Origin of the sequence: Pseudomonas asgharzadehiana (genome assembly GCF_019139815.1) — a bacterium.
Taxonomy (GTDB): domain Bacteria; phylum Pseudomonadota; class Gammaproteobacteria; order Pseudomonadales; family Pseudomonadaceae; genus Aquipseudomonas; species Aquipseudomonas asgharzadehiana.
In genome coordinates this window covers 5,525,904-5,544,095 of the sequence record NZ_CP077079.1, presented here as the reverse complement: position 1 = coordinate 5,544,095, position 18,192 = coordinate 5,525,904, and the positions used below count along the sequence as shown (strand labels likewise).

The window sequence follows — 18,192 nt, the reverse complement described above, 5'->3', positions numbered from 1 at the left end:
TCCAGGAGGCCCGTCATGCACCCGCACCCGTTTGCCGAAACCCACGACGTCACCAACCAGCCGCCGTCCCTGGACGGCACCAACCTGTACCGCATCGATCTGCCCTTGCAAGACTGGTCGCGCCGCTTTGGTGCCGGCTGGGCAGAGCCACGCATCAATGCCTACGGTGCACTGGCCGGTGGGCCGTTGATGGCGGCCGGGTTCCTGGCGAATCAGTACAAGCCGGTGTTCAGCAGCCATGACCGCTATGGCCATCGCATTGACCTGGTGGAGTTTCATCCGGCCTACCACGAGCTGATGCGCACCGCCGTCGAACACGGCCTGCCGTCGCTGCCCTGGGCCCATCCGCAATCCGGCGCCCACGTGGCTCGCGCCGCCCTGACGTATCTGCACAGCCAGGCCGAAGCCGGCACCGGTTGCCCGCTGACCATGACCTTCGCCTGCGTCCCGGCGCTGCGCCTGCAACCGGACCTGGCGAAGACCTGGCTGCCAAAAGTCCTCAGCACCGAATACGACCCGCGCAACGTCGGCATCGCCCACAAACCGGGCGCCACCATCGGCATGGCCATGACCGAGAAACAGGGCGGCACCGACGTGCGCGCCAACACCACCCGCGCCTATCCGGTAGGCGCGAGCGGCCCTGGGCAAGCCTATGAACTGGTTGGCCATAAGTGGTTTTGCTCGGCGCCGATGTGCGATGCGTTCCTGACCCTGGCGCAGACCGACAAGGGCCTTACCTGTTTCCTACTGCCCAGGCAGCGTCCGGATGACACTCGCAACGAGTTCTACATCCAACGCCTGAAAAACAAGCTCGGCAATTGCTCCAATGCTTCCAGCGAGGTGGAATTGCGTGGCGCACTGGCCTGGATGGTGGGTGAAGAAGGCCGTGGCGTACCCACCATCATCGAGATGGTCGCCATGACCCGCTTCGATTGCATGGTCGGCTCCAGCGCCTTGATGCGCCAGGCGTTGACCCAGGCCAGCCATCATTGTGCCCATCGCTCGGTCAGCGGGCGCGTGCTCAGCGAACAACCGCTGATGCAAAACGTGCTCGCCGACCTGGCGTTGGAAAGCGAGGCCTCGCTGGCCTTGAGCATGCGCATGGGGCGCGCCCTGGACCACTTGGGCGATGAGCGGGAAGCCAAGTTCGCCCGGTTGGTGACGGCGGTGGGCAAGTATTGGATCTGCAAGCGCGCGCCGGCGATGATCAACGAAGCTGCCGAATGCATGGGCGGTGCCGGCTACGTGGAGGACAGCATCCTGCCGCGCCTCTACCGTGAGGCGCCGGTGAATTCCACGTGGGAAGGTTCCGGCAATGTGCAGTGCCTGGACGTGTTGCGTGCGCTGTCGAAAGAGCCGGGCGTGCTGGAGGTGTTGTTTGTCGAGCTTGGTGATGGACACGGCGACAGGCAACTGGCGCGGCGTATCGAGCAGCTCAAGTCGGCGTTTATGGACACTCAGGATATTCAATACCGTGCACGCCAACTGACCGAGGATATTGCCGTGGCGTTGCAGGCCAAGTTGTTGCTGGAAGCCGGGAATGCGGCGGTCAGTGATGGGTTTATTGCCAGTCGGTTGGGCGAGTCGTCCGGGCGGGTGTATGGGGCGTTGCCGCGTGGTGTGGATGTGGCAGCCATCGTCGCCCGCTCAACCCCTCATTCACCTATGTAAACACGGTCCACATTGGATTGCATTCCAACTCTGCTGTTTCGGTGAGCCCTGGATACAGGCAAGATAAAGGCCAGCACGTCAGAACACAGGATGCTTACCGTGACCGAAGCTTTTGTTGTCGTTCAAACCGCCGAAGAAGCCGTGGACCGGCTGGCCGCTCTGCATGAGCGGGCCACCGGCGCGCTCAACCAGGCCCTCAAGCAATATCTCAAGGACCGCGTCGAACCCGACGCCGCGCAACGCGCACTGTTTCGCTACCCGGAACTGCGTTTGACCTACCACTGCCACGGCGAAGTCCCACAGACCACCCGGGCATATGCCAAGGTGCAATTGCCGGGCACCTACAGCGTTACCGTCACCCATCCGTCGGCGTTCCGTAAATATTTGCTGGAGCAACTGGTGCCATTGATGCACGACTTCACCGTGACGGTCGAAGTGGGCGTCAGCCAGCAGAACATTCCCTACCCGTACGTGGTGGAGCAGGGCGACGAACTGGCCGGTTCCGGCGTGACCGCTGCGACCCTGGCCCGCGTGTTCCCCAGCACCGACTTGTCGGCCGCCACCGATGGCATCGCCGATGGCCTCTATGACTGGGAAAACACCGACCCCCTGCCGCTGGCGTTGTTCGATGCGGCGCGCGTGGACTTTTCCCTGCGCCGCCTGGTGCACTACACCGGCAGCGACTGGCGCCATGTGCAACCGTGGATCCTGCTGACCAACTACCACCGCTATGTCGACCAGTTCATCCTGCATGGCCTGGAGCAACTGCGCAGCGACCCGCGGTTTATCCGCATGGTGTTGCCGGGCAACGTGGTGATCGACAAGAGCATGGACCACGGCGAAGCGTCGGCCATCGCCGCCGGCGTGGTCTGGCACCGCTACCAAATGCCGGCCTATCACCTGCAGGCCACTGATGGCCACGGCGTGACCCTGGTGAACATCGGCGTAGGCCCGTCCAACGCCAAGAACATCACCGACCACCTCGCCGTGCTGCGCCCACATTGCTGGCTGATGATCGGCCACTGTGGCGGCCTGCGCCAATCCCAGACCATCGGTGACTACGTACTGGCCCACGCTTATATGCGCCGCGACGGAATCCTCGACCGCGTGGTGCCGCCGAACATTCCGATCCCGGCCCTGGCCGAAGTGCAGATGGCGTTGCAGCAGGCGGCGGCGAATGTCACCGGCGAAAAAGGTGAAGAGCTGAAAAAACGTCTGCGCACCGGCACCGTGCTGACCTACGACGACCGCAATTGGGAACTGCGCTGGGCCCAGGAACGGCCGCTGATCAACCTGTCCCGCGCCGTGGCCGTGGACATGGAAAGCGGCACCATCGCCGCGCAGGGCTATCGTTTGCGTGTGCCGTACGGCACGTTGCTGTGTGTCTCGGATAAACCGTTGCACAGCGAGATCAAGCTGCCGGGTTCGGCCAACGCGTTCTATGAGCGTGCGGTGAGCCAGCACTTGAAGATCGGCATTGAAGCGGTGGACCTGTTGCGCACCGAACTCAACTCGCTGCATTCGCGCAAACTGCGCAGCTTCGACGAGCCCCCGTTCCGCTAAGCGGTTGGGATGGTTATTTAACGGTCAGGCCACTAGCATTGTCGGCCCTGACCGTTAGATGTTCCTTTGCCATGTCCCGTCCTGCTCGCCCTGATTCGCGCCGCCCTGGCGTGAAACCTCCGCACTCCGCTGCTCGTCGTGTCGCCAAGGCGCCGCCGGCCGAGCCCAAGCTGATCCTGTTCAACAAGCCTTTCGATGTGCTGACCCAGTTCAGCGACGAAGGCGGGCGGGCGACTCTCAAGGATTTCATCGATATTCCCGGCATCTACCCGGCGGGCCGTCTGGACCGTGACAGTGAAGGCCTGTTGTTGCTGACCAACGATGGCCAGTTGCAGGCGCGTATTGCCGACCCCAAGCACAAGTTGGCGAAAACCTACTGGGTGCAAGTCGAGGGCGAGCCGACGGAAGAACAATTGCAACGCCTGCGCGACGGCGTGCAGCTCAATGACGGCATGACCTTGCCCGCCGAAGCGCGGCCATTGGAAGAGCCCCAGTTATGGCCACGCAACCCGCCGGTGCGCTTTCGTAAAAGCGTGCCGACCCATTGGCTGGAGCTGGTGATTCGCGAGGGGCGCAACCGTCAGGTGCGGCGTATGACGGCGGCGGTAGGGTTGCCGACGTTACGCCTGGTGCGCGTGCGCATTGGCGATTGGTCGATCGAAGGCCTCGATCAGGGCCAATGGAAAGCCGTGCCGGCGCGCTTATAAGGCGCCGGACTCGATCAGGCCGATCACCACGCTCTTGATGATAAACGCGGCCACGCCCAGCCCCAGCACAAAAAACAGGATGAACGAACCAAAGCGCCCGGCCTTGGACTTCTTCGCCAGGTCCCAGACGATAAAACCCATGAAAATGATCAGGATCGTGACCAGGCCGGTCATCATCCATTCTTCGAAGAGGGCGGGGTCGATGTTGTCCATGGGCTATTCCGTTGGGGCAGGCGGCAAGTATAGGGCAGCGCTACAGGCGCAACATTGATCTGGATCGAAGCGCAATCCAAATGTGGGAGGGGGCAAGCCCCTCCCACATTTGACCTTCACTGATCTTAGGTGCGCAGGTGGGTCAGGGGAAGCTCGGTACTGTTGAGCACCTGGTTGAGCACAAAGCTCGACCGCACGCTGGTCACGCCCTCAATCCGCGTGAGGTGGCCCAGCAGCAGTTTCTGGTAGTGATCCATGTCCGGGACCACCACCTTCAGTTGATAGTCCGCATCCATGCCGGTCACCAGGCTGCACTCCAACACCTGGGGCAGGGTGCGGATGGCCGCTTCGAAGTTCTCGAAACGCTCGGGAGTGTGCCGGTCCATGCCGATCAGCACATAAGCCGTGAGGCTCAGGCCGAGCATCTTGCGGTCGAGCAGGGCGACCTGGCGGGCGATGTAGCCGTCGTCCTCCAGTTGCTTGACCCGGCGCGAGCAGGGCGACGGTGACAGGCCGATGCGTTCGGCCAACTCCTGGTTGGAGATCCTCGCGTCGCGCTGCAATTCCGCCAAAATACTCAGATCGTATCGGTCAAGCTTGCTCATTGGGTTAGCCTTTGTCGTAACTATTGCGATGAATTATCCATGAAGGGTTAAAAATTGCGCAAGCACTGTTTATTGACGCAATCTTCGCAATCCTCTGTCGGGCGCGGGCGGGTATCTTTATCAACAGAATCACCGCCTGGACAACAGTCCACGCAGCGCGCCCAATCAGGCCCGCTGCGGCCGCCACCCCAGCAGGGTTGAGCCGGCCTCCAGGCTGCACACTGTCCACCAGACGGCGTGAGGTGAGCCGACGTCAAAAGCGTTGAGCATGGACGAAGTTCTCAAGGGGTGGCCGACGGGTCGCCCCTTTTCTTTTTGCCTTTAAGAAAATACTTCTCGTGACTGATAACCTGTCTCAGAACCGGGCGAGGCTTTTCCAGTCTCATCTGTAAGCCCTAACCCGCAGTGAGGAAAAGCATGAAGCGCATCTGGCGTATGGCAGGTGTTGGTTTGCTGGTGGTCAGCGTCGGCGCGCAGGTAATGGCCGATGAGCGCGATAACGCACCTCGCGAGGGCCAAGGGCCGCAGGGCCAGCATGAGCGAGGTCCCGAAGGCGGGCGACGGCCGGAAAACGCGCCGCCACGCCCCGAGAACAATCAGCCACGCCCGCAGAACCCTCACGGTGAACGCGCCGGCCAGTGGCAAGGTCGCCCGCAAGGCAATGAGCCGAGCCGGCCGGCACCGCAACCGCAACCGTCGAACAACCTGCCGATCCAGAGCCGGCCCGACACCGTGCGTCAGACCCAGGAGCCGCGCCAGGGTTACTACCGCGACATCCCCCGGCGCAATGACGACAACCGACATTGGGAGGCTGGCGGCCCTGGCCAGCGCGCCGGCAATAACGGCGGCGGTTTCAACAATGGCCGCCCCGATGACCATCGCTGGCCCGGTCGCCCCGACGGTCATGGCAATGGCTGGGGGCCGGGCCCGCAGTATCGGCCCGGCTATGTGGTGGATCGTTTCCCCGAGCGCAATTTCCGCGTGCCGTATCGCGGGCAGGACTACTTTTTTTCCGGGGGCTACTGGTACCGTCCACAGGGGCCGCGCTACGTCGTAGTGGCGCCGCCCTATGGCATCCGCGTGCATTACCTGCCGGACTATGCGCGTGAAGTGTGGGTGGGGGGCTCGTTGTTGTTTCTTGCCGCGGGTGCCTACTACGCCTACGAAGAAAGCTCCCAGCAATACGTGGTGGTGCAACCGCCGGCGCAAGTGCCGTCGCCACCGCCCGCGCCGCAAGGCAACGGCTATGACGTGGTGGCTTATCCCGCCAACGGCCAGTCACCGGCCCAAGTGCAGCAGGACGGTTACGACTGTTATCGCTGGGCCGTGCAGCAAAGCGGTTTCGACCCGCAGGCCGCCACGTACGCCCCGGACCCGGCGGTGGTGCAAACCTACCGCCAGGCCCAGGGTAACTGCCTGAGCAGTCGCGGTTACCAGGTGCAGTATTAAGCCTTGTTGCCGGTGACCACTTCCCGTGGGTCGGCGTGTACCAGCACTTCGGCGCGCGGGTAGGCGTTGTGAATGGCATCGGCGGCCTGGTCGCTGATGCCATGGGCCACAGACAGCGTCAACTCGCCCGGCAACTCCAGGTGCAGTTGCACAAACCAATGGTTGCCCGACACGCGCGTGCGCAAGTCATGGGCACCCAATACCCCCGGCACGCCACGGGCCAGTTCGAGCATGTGCTGGCTTACGTCCGGCGGCAGTTCCTCATCCATCAGCACCGCGAAGCTTTCCTTGGCGATGTGGATCGCGCTCCACAAAATATAAGCCGCGATGCCCAGGCCGAACCAGGCGTCCACCTGATGCAAACCGATGGCGGCCAGTACCAGCGCCACCAGGATGCTGCCGTTGAGCAGCAGGTCCGAGCGATAGTGCAGCGAGTCCGCGCGCACGGCGTTGGAGCCGGTTTCGCGGATTACCCGGTGTTGCAGCATCAGCAGCGCAACGGTCAGCACCAGCGAAAATACGATCACCCCTATGCTCAACCACGGCGCACCGACCGGTTGCGGGTTGTGCAACCGCTCGTAGGCTTGCAGCGCGATCAACACCGCACTGCCACCAATAAACAACGCCTGGGCCATGCCCGCCAGTGACTCCGCCTTGCCGTGGCCATAGCGGTGGTCATCGTCCGCCGGGCGTAGCGCGTAATGCACCGCCAGCAGGTTCAGCAACGAGGTCACGCCATCGAGCAGCGAGTCGGTCAGCCCGGCGAGCATGCTCACCGAGCCGCTGAACCACCAGGCGATCGCCTTGGTAATGATCAGCACACAGGCCACACCGACAGAGGCGCGGGTGGCCAGGCGCAGGAGCCTGGCGTGTTCGGGACTGCTGGTCATAAGCAGTCCTTACGCGGCAGGTTGCAGGCCCAGGGTGGCGAGTTGCTGCACGCTGCCCTTGAACTGGATCAGGCGCGGGTCGTCCAGCGGCAAGCTGTGGCCGGTTTCTTTCTGGATGATCGATTGCAGCTTGGCGTTGTCGACCTGGCCGTCGGCGCCGATGGCTTCGTGGAGTTTTTCCGGCGCGACTTGGGCGGTCTTGCCCGGCTCGAAATAAATCGCGCCGGTGGCGAAGTCGACGCCAAACGCAATCAGGCCTGGGATCACATAAAACAGCAGGCCTACGGCATCGAGCACGGCGATGGTCGGGTCGATTTTGCCTTCGATCTGGCCACGGCGGTCCGGGTAGAAAATCGAACCGCAGGCGGTGAGTTGGCTCAACAGGGTGACGGCTAAAACACCGCCGATAACACGGGAAGCGATACGCATGGAAACTCTCCTGAACTCGGTTGGTACGCGACTATATAACACTGACCTTGAGACCAGCGTCGGCATGCGGCAGTTCGCCGTTATACTCGCGGCTCTGCTTTGGAGCCAGTATGAATTCGTTGCCCATTGATGATGTTTTACCCGCCCTGCGTGACGCCTTGGCGAACCGCCATGAAGCCGTGCTGGAAGCACCGCCCGGCGCCGGTAAAACCACCCGCGTGCCCTTGGCATTGTTAAATGAGCCCTGGCTGGCCGGGCAAACCATCCTGATGCTCGAACCGCGCCGCCTGGCTGCCCGCGCCGCCGCTGAACGCCTGGCCAGCGAACTGGGGGAAAAAGTCGGTGAGACAGTGGGTTATCGCATCCGCCTGGATAGCAAAGTCGGCCCCAATACGCGGATCGAGGTGGTCACCGAAGGCATCCTCACCCGCCGCCTGCAGGACGACCCGGCGCTGGACGGCGTGGGGCTTTTGATCTTCGACGAATTCCACGTTTTGCCGATTGCACGGAAATCATCCCTTTCTTGTCAAAAACTCCTATCCTTCCGTCCGCAGCCTTTGAGCTGAATCACCTCTCCACAGAGCCCGTCGTATACTGCCTCCCTGATTTGGGAGCCTCGATGATTTCACTACCTATTGACCTCGTATTGCCAGACCTACGAGAGGCCCTGGCCAACCGCCACGAAGTAATCCTTGAAGCTCCTCCTGGTGCGGGCAAGACCACTCGAGTGCCCCTAGCACTACTGAGTGAACCTTGGCTTGGTGATCAGAAGATCCTGATGCTCGAGCCTCGTCGATTGGCTGCTCGGGCCGCCGCTGAACGTTTGGCGAGTGAGCTTGGTGAGAAGGTTGGTGAGACTGTCGGATACCGCATTCGCCTTGAAAGCAAGGTAGGCCCTCGCACCCAGATTGAAGTGGTGACCGAAGGCATCTTGGCTCGCCGACTTCAAGATGACCCCGCGCTTGATGGAGTGGGCGTGGTTATCTTCGATGAGTACCACCTTAGAAACCTCGACTCCGACCTTGCGCTGGCCTTGTGCGTGAGTGCTCGGGAGCTTCTGCGTGATGAGCCGCCACTGAAGTTGCTTCTGATGTCCGCAACGCTGGAAGGTGCTCGTCTTTCAAAGGTGCTGAATGATGCGCCTGTGGTCACCAGTGAGGGCCGGATGTATCCGGTCGTACCGGTTTGGGGCAGTCCATATCAGCCGGGCGAGCGTATGGATGCGCGAGTCACTGACACCTGTTTGGCTGCCATCAACGAACAGTCGGGAAGCGTTTTGGTTTTCCTTCCTGGGCAGGCAGAGATTCGGCGGGTGGCTGAGGCGCTCAAGGAGCAGTTGAGTGGTCGTCCAGAGGTAATCGTATGTCCTCTGTACGGCGACCTCGACTTAAATGCTCAGCGTGCTGCGATAGACCCGGCACCCAAAGGCTCCCGGAAGATCGTACTGGCCACGAACATCGCGGAGACTAGCTTGACCATCGAAGGTGTCAGAGTGGTGGTGGATAGTGGTCTCGAGCGAGTGCCGAAGTTCGATCCTCGCAGTGGAATGACCCGGCTCGACACACAGCGTATTTCGAAGGCCAGTGCTACTCAGCGTGCAGGGCGGGCAGGGCGATTGGAACCAGGTATCTGCTATCGCCTTTGGTCTGAGTCGCAGCACGAGCAAATGGCTGGCTACAGTACCCCTGAAATTTTGCTGGCTGATCTTGCAGCCTTGGCACTCCAGTTGGCGCGGTGGGGAATGAAGCCAGAGGAGATGGCCTGGCTCGACCAACCTCCATCAGCTCCCTTCGGCCAAGGTAGAGACCTGCTGAAGCGCCTGGGCGCACTCGACGATGGTGGACAGCTCACACCACACGGATCAGCCATGAGCGAGCTCCCAGCGCATCCACGGATCGCTCACATGCTCATTAAAGGCAACGCGATGGGGCTGGATGACCTTGCTTGCAACATCGCGGCGCTGCTGGGTGAGAAGGATATTTTGCGCGGTGCAGGTGCCGATCTTCACGCCAGATTGAGTGCATTATCCGGCGAGCAACATTCACGTCGAGACGGTGGCTCCTTTCAGCGCGTGAAGCAGTCTGCTCGGCAGTATCGATCCCTGCTACGAGGGAGTGTCGTTCACCCTGTCAGCGAACCCGATCACCCAAGATGGGTAGGGTGTCTACTGGCATTCGCCTACCCTGACCGAATCGGTCTCCAGAGGCGTGCAAGTGCATCCGAGTACCGTCTCTCCAACGGTCGGGCTGCCGTGTTCTCAGAGCCTGATGCTCTCACCAAGCACGAGTGGCTGGTGGTAGCCGATCTGGGTAGCCGGCAAGGCCAGCGTGAGGAGCGGATCTACCTGGCGAGTGACCTCGATCCGGCCCTTTTCGATGACGAGCTAGATGACCTCGTGAGATCTGTCGATGAGGTCGATTGGGATGAAAGGGAAGGGGTGCTTAAGGCTGAGCGGCAGTTGAAGGTTGGGCATCTCATCCTGTCGACGACACCCCTGCCGAATCTTGATGAGCAAACCCGTTCGTTGGCCTTGGTCAACCTGGTGAGGCGTAAGGGCCTCGAGCTCCTGCCTTGGAACCCTGAGCTGCGCCAATGGCAGGCGCGGGTCGATCTGCTGCGTCAGCTGGATATCCACAATGGCCAAGCAGAAAGCAAGTGGCCTGACCTCAGCGATGCCAATCTTCTGGCCACGTTGGAAGAGTGGCTCACACCGTACTTGGGCAAAGTCGCGAGGCTCAGCCACTTCAGTCATCTGGATCTGGCTTCGATTGTCAGAAGTCTTCTGCCTTGGCCGCTTCCACAGGAACTGGAGACTCAGGCACCTCAGACCATCCAGGTGCCTTCCGGCTCCAATATTCGTATCGACTACTCGCAGCATCCACCAGTCCTCGCAGTGCGCCTGCAGGAGCTTTTTGGCCTAGCAGAAACCCCACGCATTGCCCTTGGTAAGCAATCGCTGGTTTTGCATCTCCTGTCGCCGGCCCGCAGGCCGGTGCAAGTCACCCAAGATCTCGCAAATTTCTGGCGCAGCACCTACGTGGAAGTAAAGAAGGATCTTAAGGGCCGATATCCAAAGCATTATTGGCCCGAAGACCCATTGGTGGCTGAGCCAACCGCGCGAGCCAAGCCCAGAAAATCCTGATGAGGGATGAGAATGTTGCTGGCGGCATTGTGAGGCTGCCTTCGGCAGTCATTGAACCGTGATCCGCGAACCAAAACCCGCATGCTTCTCTTGTTTCGCATGTGTCAAACAAGACGCTAACAGGGTGATAAATGTGTTGGTGAGGTATTAAGCCTCATCAATGAATTTTTGAATCTCGCCGTCCCCGTACTTTCGGTCATCCCAATCGATATGCATATTCCAGTCTTCCATGAAAGTTCTCAGCTCATTCAGGGCTGCCTCTAAGATTTCTTCCATTTTCTTGCATTCGGGTGCCCCGACCTTATAACTGGCGGAAAGAGTTTTGGCTTGTAATAAGTCATTGTAGGCCCCCCACCTACTGTTCATAATATCAATTAAGCTGGGTGGGTCTGAGTAATCGTCCATCTCTTCGATTGCTGATTTGACTTCGTCGATCTTAATCTGGACTTTAGACAAATGTTCCTCTATTGCCGACATGGTGCTTTCTTCGGCTGCCGCCTTAATTCGCTTGCCGCTTGATTCGGTGAAGTGCTCATTAACTAAATCAAAATCAATCCGGACTGAGTCTTTCTCAGTTATGTGGTAGCGGGATTTTTTCTTTATTTGATGCAAGTGAATAGTCTGCTTTTTTAGCGAGACCAATGCAACAAATACCGGTATGTCCATGTCGCGCCAGTAGTCGAGCTGATTTTTCGAAACGTACCAGTAAGGCTGAGGCTCCTCATCTGCAGAAGTTTTCACTTGGAAGGCGACAAATCGCCCGGTGCTATTTCGATTCTCGTCCAGTATTTCGACTTGTGCATCAATGCCAATGTCGATATCGAAGAGCCGACAAGGCCAACCGAGAACATACGAAATCTTGTAGGCAAAAAAATATTCTCCAGCATCGCCTGTTGCAATCTTGGATGGGTATTTCATGTTTTGTCGAGTTGCCTTTAGATAAGGTTTACCGAAAATTAAGCTTCCTTGGCAGTCCGAGTTCTTCCGGAGCCTCTCCATGCATGAATGCCAAGAGGTAAAGCACCTGACCCACTGGCTGTGGTTTCTGCTGCGGTTCGGAGGCGTCCTTCTGCACTATCTGTCTGGTCGCGTAGCGTAACGTTACGCCCAGAGCACTGAGCCGGTCTAGGAGCTCCTGCAACTGATCAAAAACCTCAAGGCGGGCGGTGCTTGAGTAGTGCTCGGCGCAGTCGCGATAGTCGCGTAGGTAATCAGTCAGCTCCGCGAATGCTAGTGCTTGATCACATGAGGGTTCGAAGGCGGGCTCGATGTAATCGCCGACGGTCTCAGCTGCAAGCCTAGCCAAACACCTTCCCGACGCGGGCTTGAGAGCCCTACGTACCACATAATCATTCTCAAACTGCTCGCGTGCAGCTTTCATTTGTTCATCGGTAGGGATGGCCATCGGTTTACTGAAAGCGTCGATGTCTCGGAATTCAAATGCACTGGCGATGGAGCGTAGGGTGTTGATACTCGTGCCCGAACCGGCTTCGATTCTCTGGATGGTGCGGGTTGTCGTCTGGGCGAGCTCCGCCAACGTCTCTTGAGACCATTGGCGAAGTTCTCTCAGATACCTGATTACCCGCCCCAGTTCGGCTTTGCTCAGAGTGCGTGTTTCAGTGGTGTCAAAGGTGCTCATATCGTGTCTCCTGCTACTAGGCTGATGTGATGAACCGAGTATGAACAGGCGCGGATCGCGGTGACACGACATGTACCCGACAGGCCTCTTTATGTCCTCTTCACTTTTGCCCGCCAGTCCTTGGTATAGAGCAGCTTGTCGCGATGCAATTGTAATACCTTATTGTTTTGCAGGATCTGCTGAGTCGCGAGGCTGAACTTTTTCGCTTCATCAAAAGCTAGGAAAATTTGCTTTTGTTTAAATGAGGCGAGAATTCGAATGATATGCTCAGTGGCGGCAATTTCGATGTTTTTGTAGATCATCGAATCATGGATGACAAATGGCAGACGCGTGAGCGAAAGCATTGACAAATCAAATCCAACCAAGCCTGCATACGATTTTCCTGTTCCAGTATCCAATGGCGAAGTAAAGCTGTAAGAGTTTGCATTCTTAATGCGAAGCTGTGACGGGTTGCGCTCAGGCCCATAAACAGTATTGTTAAATTTCTCAAGCTTCTGGTTAATGGTGCCTTCAATCTCAAGAAATATTTTGTCGTAGATAGCGTCTAGTCGAGTTTTGGAAGCGGCCTCGCTATCATCAATGGAAACCTTCTGCTCGAAGAATTTATTCTCTTCCCTAGCCTTGTCGGTAACCTCTTTAAGTTCAAAGACTTTCGTGAATAGATCTGTGGGGGTGCCTTTGGCTTTAAGGGTGAGTTTTATTTGTTGATCCAAGTCGGTGATAAGTCCGGTAATCTCAGATTCATTTGCGACCAAAAGCTCAAGTTCGCTTTTAAGTTCTTTGCTGACTAGCTTGCCAATTTTTGCGTGGAATTGCTCTACCTGTTCGAGTCTTTCTAGGTTGGCTTCTGGGAAAAATTCAGCAACGAGAGCTATGTTTGCAGCGAGGCGAGGTGTTACGCCAGATATGTCCCTCTGAAGCTTTTCTCTTCTAGCTGAAATTAGATTTCTCTGATTTATCATTTCGTTTTTGGTTTGTTGGATGGCCCTTAATTTTTCGTCGAACAGGGCTTCGTATGCGGTGATAGCTCCAGCGAAATTATCCTTGATATCACTAATAGCTTGCGCATTAGTTTTAATTAGCTGGTTGTTGGATTTGTATTTGGTCATCGTGATCCGTGGAATGATTTCCGCAGTCATCGACTTTCTCATCAGATCTTTTTTATCTTTCAAGGTCTGAAGTACAGCCCGCTCCACGGAAACATCACCGGTGCGTTCAAAGATATCGAGCAGCCTGGCCACCCCGGCGCTGAGCCTTTCTTTTGAAGCTCCCGCCAATGGGTGATCTGGATCGGCTTCGCCCTTGTTCCATATCCGAGCAAATGGGCCAACAATGGATCGAAAGGTGCTCTCTAGCTCAGATAGGTCGTAGAGGCTTTTTAGCTTTTCTCTATACGCTTCTAGTGATATTTCGTCTTGTTTAACATGGTTGGAGTCGCAGACATCAACAACGTCTGGCTGCTCAGTAGACCTAGTTACGAATAGGGGGGCGCCACCGAAGTCAAATGTGATTTCGTATGAATGGTTCCCCAGCACCTTAATAACTCCGGCGTCGTCTACCAATAGGCTATTACCGCCCATTGCGAAGTCGATCACCAAGAGAGCTGAGGATTTGCCAATGGAGTTCTTGGCTTCGTCATCACCAAGGACAATATTTAGTCCAGCATGGAATTCAATAGGGGTTTGATTGAATAGGCTGCACTTCACTTGTTTAAGCATATTCAATCACTCCAGTTTCATCTTGAATATCTAAATAACCTAGAAAAAAAAGAACATCCATCGCAGCAAGAAATTCAGAAGTGTCTAAGAATTTATCGCGAGTCTTCGCGAGGGCTTGGGCTACTGTTTCGCCAGCCTCCTTCTCTGCTAGGATTACGTGCATCTTGAAAATCGTAGATTCCTCCAGCTTCGTAAACTTACTAGGCACTAACATCGAAAACCTCGCAGTTTTGAACAAAGAATGAAGTTATGATCTTCGAAACATCCAGCGATTTGCCGCTTTTGGCGCTAATCCATTGAGCGATATAATTGAAAATTACATCCTTGTTGTCAGGGTGCTCTCTATGCATCGCCCAAAAATAGGTATTTACTTGGTTGAGCAGCATCTTGACTGATGCTTGATCCCTTTGCTCAAGCAGCCGCAGTTCATCCCGAATTGTCACGAAATAGCCAACCACGTCGTTTCGTATGTTGCGTTTCAGGATGTTGGTAGCGCCTTTCTTTAGTTTCTCTTTTAAGGTGTAGGCATTAAGTTCTAAGTCAAAAGCGACGAGGCTTTCGTCGTCTAGATCAGCGAATGACTCAATCAGTTCTTTTATCTCAATCCTGAGGCTGTGTTCAGAAATCGACTTTCTTGCCTCGGTATCTCGGATGAAGCCATCCTTAATTTCCCGTAACCGATCATACTCTTCAATCTTAAAGTCCTTGTCATACTTCCGGTGACAAGAAGGACACAAGCAGATCACGTTGCCGAGACCGTTTATGTCGATAGGAATCGTGTGATTTATCAGTGCCAGAGTTTGAGCGGCAGTTGGATTCAGAGGGTAGATGTGAGCGATTTCATAAAACTTTCTAGGGTTTTTGGAACCTGGCTTCTTATCTATGATTACACGAGCGCAAAGCGGACAGATACCACCTGTTTCCGCATAAAGCATGCTGTGCTCTTCAGGATGGTAAGTTGTCCTTACATTCGCCATATAAAACCTAAGTTGTCTGCATGCCACTCAGGGCTGAGCAGTGCCCCGGTTGGCTGATGGAAGAGTAATGAAGAGGCGCAGGTATAGGTTCCAAGCGGCAAAACAAGAACGCCTGACCTACGGGTGATTGTGAGGGCAGCAAGACGCTGTCAGCCAACGGTGCGGCTGTGCCTAGTGATAAAGACATCCTGCTTTCGCAGGTTGCCTGTTTAAAATTCCACATTCCCTGTGCCTGATTTCCACTTGTCTCGCGCAACATACCATTTTGCCATCATCGCCGGTATAGCTAAGCCCCGCCTTTTGAGGAAGGGGCAACCAATGGCGGTGTGAGCATCATTGAAGCTGTGAGGTATGATCGCCAGAGCTTGTCTCCCTCAAATCAGGCTAGGAATGATGCTGAAGTTTTTAAAATGCGTTTTTAACGTCCTCTATCCCGACCGCCGTCCCGATTGGGAGCAGAAGCGCGAGCGTGAGTTCATCCTGGCAGCGAACGGATTAAAGACTCTTTCGGTCACCGACCGGGGTGGCATGTCTATCGACCCCGAAGAGCTCCGCGACCAGATAGTCGCCTCGCGTGAGCAGTTGAAGCATCTTGTCCACAGGCCAGAAGCGCCTAACCGATCATTCAGAGCAGCGGAAGATGCCCAAGTGGAAACGTTAGTGAGTTCCACCGTAGAGGCTCCGGTGAGCACCATGGACTGTATCGAGGTAGTGGCTTGGCGTCGGTTGCAGAGCGGCGCTACTGTGCGCTACATGTGCCTCCAGTCTACGAGTACGCGGCGATTCGCTGTCGCTACAGCCAGTCTGTTCACAGAGGCCATAGAGAGTCTCCCGACTTGGGTCGATGGCAATACCAACAGGCAAGTTGCAAATGCACTTCAGAGCGGTGGACTCCATTGGTACGCGACTTTGAGTGAGGCGATGAATGCTTGGGATGCGGAGCTTTAATGACCCTGAGCGTTCAGTTGGGGCGTGCCCCTTCGGGGGCGAGCTGTCGTAAACCGAGCCTGCGTCTCGGCCCTTCGGGCTTCCATCCCGCACGCCTGCGCGCTCCGCTTGCATTGCTTATCCAGCCGTGTGATCACCTTCCTTCGGTTCGAGCGGACACCCAGACTGAGCTAGATCCAAAGCTCACTGGGTTAAACCCTTCGAAAGTTCAGCTTCAAAAAAAGCACGACAGGCGTTCATCAAAGCAGTTGCGTCATTCAAAGCTCGGTGGTGACTAGATGTTGGCAGTAGGCGATAAATGTCACTAGCCGCCTCGCGGCCCACCAACACCTCCAAAGGCTTCAACTCGAAGGTAGGTCTCAGATCTGCTGCTTCATAAAGGACATCGAACCAAAACACGTCTTGAGGTGAGTCGCTGCAAAGCACCTGCCCTGAAAACAGCTGATTCATTCGTTCCGCCACGGTGTGTGGGGTATCACCTTCCTGAAGCAAATGATCCTGAGTGAGACCATGCATGTCTTGCGCATCGAATGACCAGTGCGTCCAGTACCTTGCTGGTTTGATCAGCGTATTGAAGGCGAACTCACTCGACACGACGGCGACTTCGATAGGATAGCTATCCGGGGCTATACCTGAAGCTTCGAAATCGATAAAAAAAGAAGGCCGTTCCACTCTGCTGCTCCTGTTTTGAGGGTGCGACTTCACCAGGCTACACCGACTGCTTGTGTGCTTGCGCCGCCATCGCGCGAACTAGCCGCTCTAGCTGGTAGCAGCCTGTGCAGCTCGGTGATTTTTCACATGCTGCATCTCACGCTCCCATTCAACCAAAAATTTATCCCAGTCTGTGGAGTAGGGCCCATCAGGAACTCTGGTCGACCCGATGCTTGCTTGGTGGAAACGCTCTCTCCAGGGTTGCGGAATAGACCGCTCCAAAATGATGTCGATTCCGGAGTTGTGGCGCATAACCGAGACAGAGTTACGAACCTCAGGGAGCTCAAGTAGCCTATCGCTACAGGGGGTGTCGTTTCGCTCTTGGTCGTCGAGAACATCGAGGATGGCAAGGAGGTCAGATGCGCTGGGATCACCAGGGTCGAAGGTGGCAAGCGCCCACAGAACCCTTCGCCTAGTTCTCTCACGCTCGCGGAGTAAATCGCAGCTCATTTAAGCCTCCTCTTCACAACGCTGGGCGGTGGTTATGGCGTGCCGCCTTCGGCGGATGGCTGGCGTGAACCGAGCCGTGGCAAGCCACGTCTCGTCCCTACGGGCTTTCATCCCGCACGCCTGCGCGCTCCGCTTGCCTTCTGAACTGCACGGTAAGGATAGTCCTGCGCAGCGATCCTGAAGCCGGGGCGGGTGTAAGCTTGCCCTACGTATAGGCCTATTACTTGTGGAGCTTACTGAAGCGACTCGATAGCGCTGCGGCTTCGGTAGTTTCCCAAGCTTCAGGATCAGACGTAGCGTTGAACATCACCAATGCCCTCCACAGGAAAAAAGCGGCAACCAAGCTCGACTCAATTACTGCAAATACCGTAGTGGTATACATATAATCTGAATTTTCTCCGAATAAGAAAAGCACTGGAAATATCGAAGCTATCCAGCCGGCGACGAAAGTTAAGCAAAATGCGATGGCCGCAGTGACGATCAGGAAAAGCGGGACTTGATATCTGTACTGGGTTGCAAATGATTTCTCGCCGTTTTGCTTCGCTAGGCCGTACAAGATGCCTGTGTTTTTTTCCTTGTCATTACTTCTTTTGAAAAGGCCATACAAAGTTACGTTTTCGCCGACTTCTAACTCTTCGTAAAGCTTATTCGATACTTGCAAATTCGGGATAACTGCACCGTCAATGCTGACTTTAGCTTTATGTCCGCCGTTCATTCGATCAACAGATCGAACGTAGTCAACTTTTCCTGAAACTTTCACGCAATCGAACTTCATCACTCACTATCCCTGCCTTCGCTCAAAAAAGTGGATCTGGTTCTTGCCAAGACGTCGCTCAGTGACTATTGCAGGCGGGCTCACGCGGGCCATAAACGCCGGACTTGATGAGCGCGTCTCCCATCGAGACGTCCCTGGCCGTGTCTTAGGTGCTGCTCTGATGACCAATCCATCACCAATCCAGACATCGCGCCGCTATGATCAAACGACGGCCTGGCAAACCATATGTCACGATAATATCACTATGGTCTGTTTATCGAAACACACTTGCCGTGGCTCTATCCTCGCTTTTGAGGATCCGACTC

Annotated in this window: 17 protein-coding genes and 1 pseudogene; 7 read left to right on the top strand and 11 right to left on the bottom strand. The window is 56.4% G+C overall.

Annotated elements, in window-relative coordinates; genetic code table 11:
- Nucleotides 1-15 precede the first annotated feature (15 nt).
- The 3 genes from KSS96_RS25145 to KSS96_RS25135 all read left to right on the top strand — a co-directional run bounded on the left by KSS96_RS25145 (nucleotide 16) and on the right by KSS96_RS25135 (nucleotide 3,941).
- Nucleotides 16-1,671 (top strand): acyl-CoA dehydrogenase family protein, encoded by a 1,656-nt coding sequence (locus KSS96_RS25145; protein ID WP_065876741.1) that lies wholly within the window; start codon nucleotides 16-18, stop codon nucleotides 1,669-1,671.
- Between the two features lie 90 nt (nucleotides 1,672-1,761).
- Entirely contained in the window at nucleotides 1,762-3,234 is a 1,473-nt protein-coding gene (amn, locus tag KSS96_RS25140) for an AMP nucleosidase (protein WP_003176267.1), read from the top strand.
- A gap of 71 nt (nucleotides 3,235-3,305) precedes the next feature.
- Nucleotides 3,306-3,941, top strand: coding sequence for a pseudouridine synthase (locus KSS96_RS25135; protein ID WP_017528914.1), 636 nt, complete (start codon nucleotides 3,306-3,308; stop codon nucleotides 3,939-3,941).
- Here the strand turns inward: KSS96_RS25135 and KSS96_RS25130 are convergent.
- Together KSS96_RS25130 and KSS96_RS25125 are read right to left on the bottom strand one after the other, a co-directional pair.
- Entirely contained in the window at nucleotides 3,936-4,145 is a 210-nt protein-coding gene (locus KSS96_RS25130; RefSeq protein WP_025999909.1) for a DUF2788 domain-containing protein, read from the bottom strand. The genes KSS96_RS25135 and KSS96_RS25130 overlap by 6 nt on opposite strands.
- A gap of 134 nt (nucleotides 4,146-4,279) precedes the next feature.
- On the bottom strand, nucleotides 4,280-4,759 hold the full coding sequence (locus KSS96_RS25125; protein WP_003194418.1) for an Lrp/AsnC family transcriptional regulator: 480 nt from the start codon (nucleotides 4,757-4,759) through the stop codon (nucleotides 4,280-4,282).
- 417 nt (nucleotides 4,760-5,176) lie between these two features.
- On the opposite strand from KSS96_RS25125, the gene KSS96_RS25120 reads away from it, so the two are divergent.
- Nucleotides 5,177-6,208: a DUF6515 family protein gene (locus KSS96_RS25120; protein ID WP_217855441.1), complete on the top strand. Its 1,032-nt coding sequence runs from the start codon at nucleotides 5,177-5,179 to the stop codon at nucleotides 6,206-6,208.
- On the opposite strand, the gene KSS96_RS25115 is transcribed toward KSS96_RS25120, so the two are convergent.
- Nucleotides 6,205-7,098 carry a cation diffusion facilitator family transporter gene (locus KSS96_RS25115; protein WP_017528911.1) on the bottom strand — a complete coding sequence of 298 codons (894 nt, stop codon included), beginning with the start codon at nucleotides 7,096-7,098 and terminating at the stop codon, nucleotides 6,205-6,207. The two genes, KSS96_RS25120 and KSS96_RS25115, sit on opposite strands and share 4 nt — an antisense overlap.
- A 9-nt stretch (nucleotides 7,099-7,107) precedes the next feature.
- Complete coding sequence (gene pmcY / locus KSS96_RS25110) at nucleotides 7,108-7,527, bottom strand: periplasmic Zn2+ metallochaperone PmcY (protein ID WP_017528910.1); 420 nt, start codon at nucleotides 7,525-7,527, stop codon at nucleotides 7,108-7,110.
- A 110-nt stretch (nucleotides 7,528-7,637) separates the two neighbouring features.
- On the opposite strand from pmcY, the pseudogene KSS96_RS25105 reads away from it, so the two are divergent.
- Together KSS96_RS25105 and hrpB are read left to right on the top strand one after the other, a co-directional pair.
- Nucleotides 7,638-8,018, top strand: a pseudogene (locus tag KSS96_RS25105) (DEAD/DEAH box helicase); the annotation flags it as partial.
- Between the two features lie 128 nt (nucleotides 8,019-8,146).
- Nucleotides 8,147-10,669, top strand: coding sequence for an ATP-dependent helicase HrpB (gene hrpB, locus KSS96_RS25100; RefSeq protein ID WP_217855438.1), 2,523 nt, complete (start codon nucleotides 8,147-8,149; stop codon nucleotides 10,667-10,669).
- Between the two features lie 147 nt (nucleotides 10,670-10,816).
- Here hrpB and KSS96_RS25095 read toward each other — a convergent pair whose 3' ends face one another.
- The 5 genes from KSS96_RS25095 to KSS96_RS25075 form a co-directional block, all read right to left on the bottom strand.
- Nucleotides 10,817-11,587, bottom strand: coding sequence for a DUF4365 domain-containing protein (locus KSS96_RS25095; protein ID WP_217855436.1), 771 nt, complete (start codon nucleotides 11,585-11,587; stop codon nucleotides 10,817-10,819).
- Between the two features lie 28 nt (nucleotides 11,588-11,615).
- Nucleotides 11,616-12,308 (bottom strand): helix-turn-helix domain-containing protein, encoded by a 693-nt coding sequence (locus KSS96_RS25090; protein ID WP_145162402.1) that lies wholly within the window; start codon nucleotides 12,306-12,308, stop codon nucleotides 11,616-11,618.
- Between the two features lie 89 nt (nucleotides 12,309-12,397).
- A complete protein-coding gene (locus KSS96_RS25085) occupies nucleotides 12,398-14,026 on the bottom strand; it encodes a DUF2326 domain-containing protein (protein WP_217855434.1) in 1,629 nt (542 codons plus the stop codon).
- A complete protein-coding gene (locus tag KSS96_RS25080; RefSeq protein WP_225913303.1) occupies nucleotides 14,019-14,189 on the bottom strand; it encodes an ABC-three component system middle component 7 in 171 nt (56 codons plus the stop codon). The genes KSS96_RS25085 and KSS96_RS25080 overlap by 8 nt, the downstream gene beginning before the upstream one ends.
- Nucleotides 14,190-14,226: 37 nt before the next feature.
- A complete protein-coding gene (locus KSS96_RS25075) occupies nucleotides 14,227-14,961 on the bottom strand; it encodes an ABC-three component system protein (protein WP_145162393.1) in 735 nt (244 codons plus the stop codon).
- Nucleotides 14,962-15,396: 435 nt separating this feature from the next.
- On the opposite strand from KSS96_RS25075, the gene KSS96_RS25070 reads away from it, so the two are divergent.
- Entirely contained in the window at nucleotides 15,397-15,951 is a 555-nt protein-coding gene (locus tag KSS96_RS25070; RefSeq protein WP_217855430.1) for a hypothetical protein, read from the top strand.
- 183 nt (nucleotides 15,952-16,134) lie between these two features.
- Here KSS96_RS25070 and KSS96_RS25065 read toward each other — a convergent pair whose 3' ends face one another.
- On the bottom strand, nucleotides 16,135-16,623 hold the full coding sequence (locus KSS96_RS25065; RefSeq protein ID WP_186754785.1) for a 3'-5' exonuclease family protein: 489 nt from the start codon (nucleotides 16,621-16,623) through the stop codon (nucleotides 16,135-16,137).
- Nucleotides 16,624-17,332: 709 nt separating this feature from the next.
- Complete coding sequence (locus tag KSS96_RS25060) at nucleotides 17,333-17,887, bottom strand: hypothetical protein (RefSeq protein ID WP_189683307.1); 555 nt, start codon at nucleotides 17,885-17,887, stop codon at nucleotides 17,333-17,335.
- Nucleotides 17,888-18,192 lie beyond the last annotated feature (305 nt).

What these genes read in the sequence shown, in the direction of transcription:
- KSS96_RS25120 (WP_217855441.1), top strand. Translation starts at nt 5,177, where the DNA reads ATGAAGCGCATCTGGCGTATGGCAGGTGTTGGTTTGCTGGTGGTCAGC.
- KSS96_RS25085 (WP_217855434.1), bottom strand. Translation starts at nt 14,026, where the DNA reads ATGCTTAAACAAGTGAAGTGCAGCCTATTCAATCAAACCCCTATTGAA.
- KSS96_RS25090 (WP_145162402.1), bottom strand. Translation starts at nt 12,308, where the DNA reads ATGAGCACCTTTGACACCACTGAAACACGCACTCTGAGCAAAGCCGAA.
- hrpB (WP_217855438.1), top strand. Translation starts at nt 8,147, where the DNA reads ATGATTTCACTACCTATTGACCTCGTATTGCCAGACCTACGAGAGGCC.
- KSS96_RS25125 (WP_003194418.1), bottom strand. Translation starts at nt 4,759, where the DNA reads ATGAGCAAGCTTGACCGATACGATCTGAGTATTTTGGCGGAATTGCAG.
- KSS96_RS25075 (WP_145162393.1), bottom strand. Translation starts at nt 14,961, where the DNA reads ATGCTTTATGCGGAAACAGGTGGTATCTGTCCGCTTTGCGCTCGTGTA.
- KSS96_RS25145 (WP_065876741.1), top strand. Translation starts at nt 16, where the DNA reads ATGCACCCGCACCCGTTTGCCGAAACCCACGACGTCACCAACCAGCCG.
- amn (WP_003176267.1), top strand. Translation starts at nt 1,762, where the DNA reads ATGCTTACCGTGACCGAAGCTTTTGTTGTCGTTCAAACCGCCGAAGAA.
- KSS96_RS25060 (WP_189683307.1), bottom strand. Translation starts at nt 17,887, where the DNA reads ATGAAGTTCGATTGCGTGAAAGTTTCAGGAAAAGTTGACTACGTTCGA.
- KSS96_RS25095 (WP_217855436.1), bottom strand. Translation starts at nt 11,587, where the DNA reads ATGAAATACCCATCCAAGATTGCAACAGGCGATGCTGGAGAATATTTT.
- KSS96_RS25080 (WP_225913303.1), bottom strand. Translation starts at nt 14,189, where the DNA reads ATGCACGTAATCCTAGCAGAGAAGGAGGCTGGCGAAACAGTAGCCCAA.
- KSS96_RS25070 (WP_217855430.1), top strand. Translation starts at nt 15,397, where the DNA reads ATGCTGAAGTTTTTAAAATGCGTTTTTAACGTCCTCTATCCCGACCGC.
- pmcY (WP_017528910.1), bottom strand. Translation starts at nt 7,527, where the DNA reads ATGCGTATCGCTTCCCGTGTTATCGGCGGTGTTTTAGCCGTCACCCTG.
- KSS96_RS25135 (WP_017528914.1), top strand. Translation starts at nt 3,306, where the DNA reads ATGTCCCGTCCTGCTCGCCCTGATTCGCGCCGCCCTGGCGTGAAACCT.
- KSS96_RS25115 (WP_017528911.1), bottom strand. Translation starts at nt 7,098, where the DNA reads ATGACCAGCAGTCCCGAACACGCCAGGCTCCTGCGCCTGGCCACCCGC.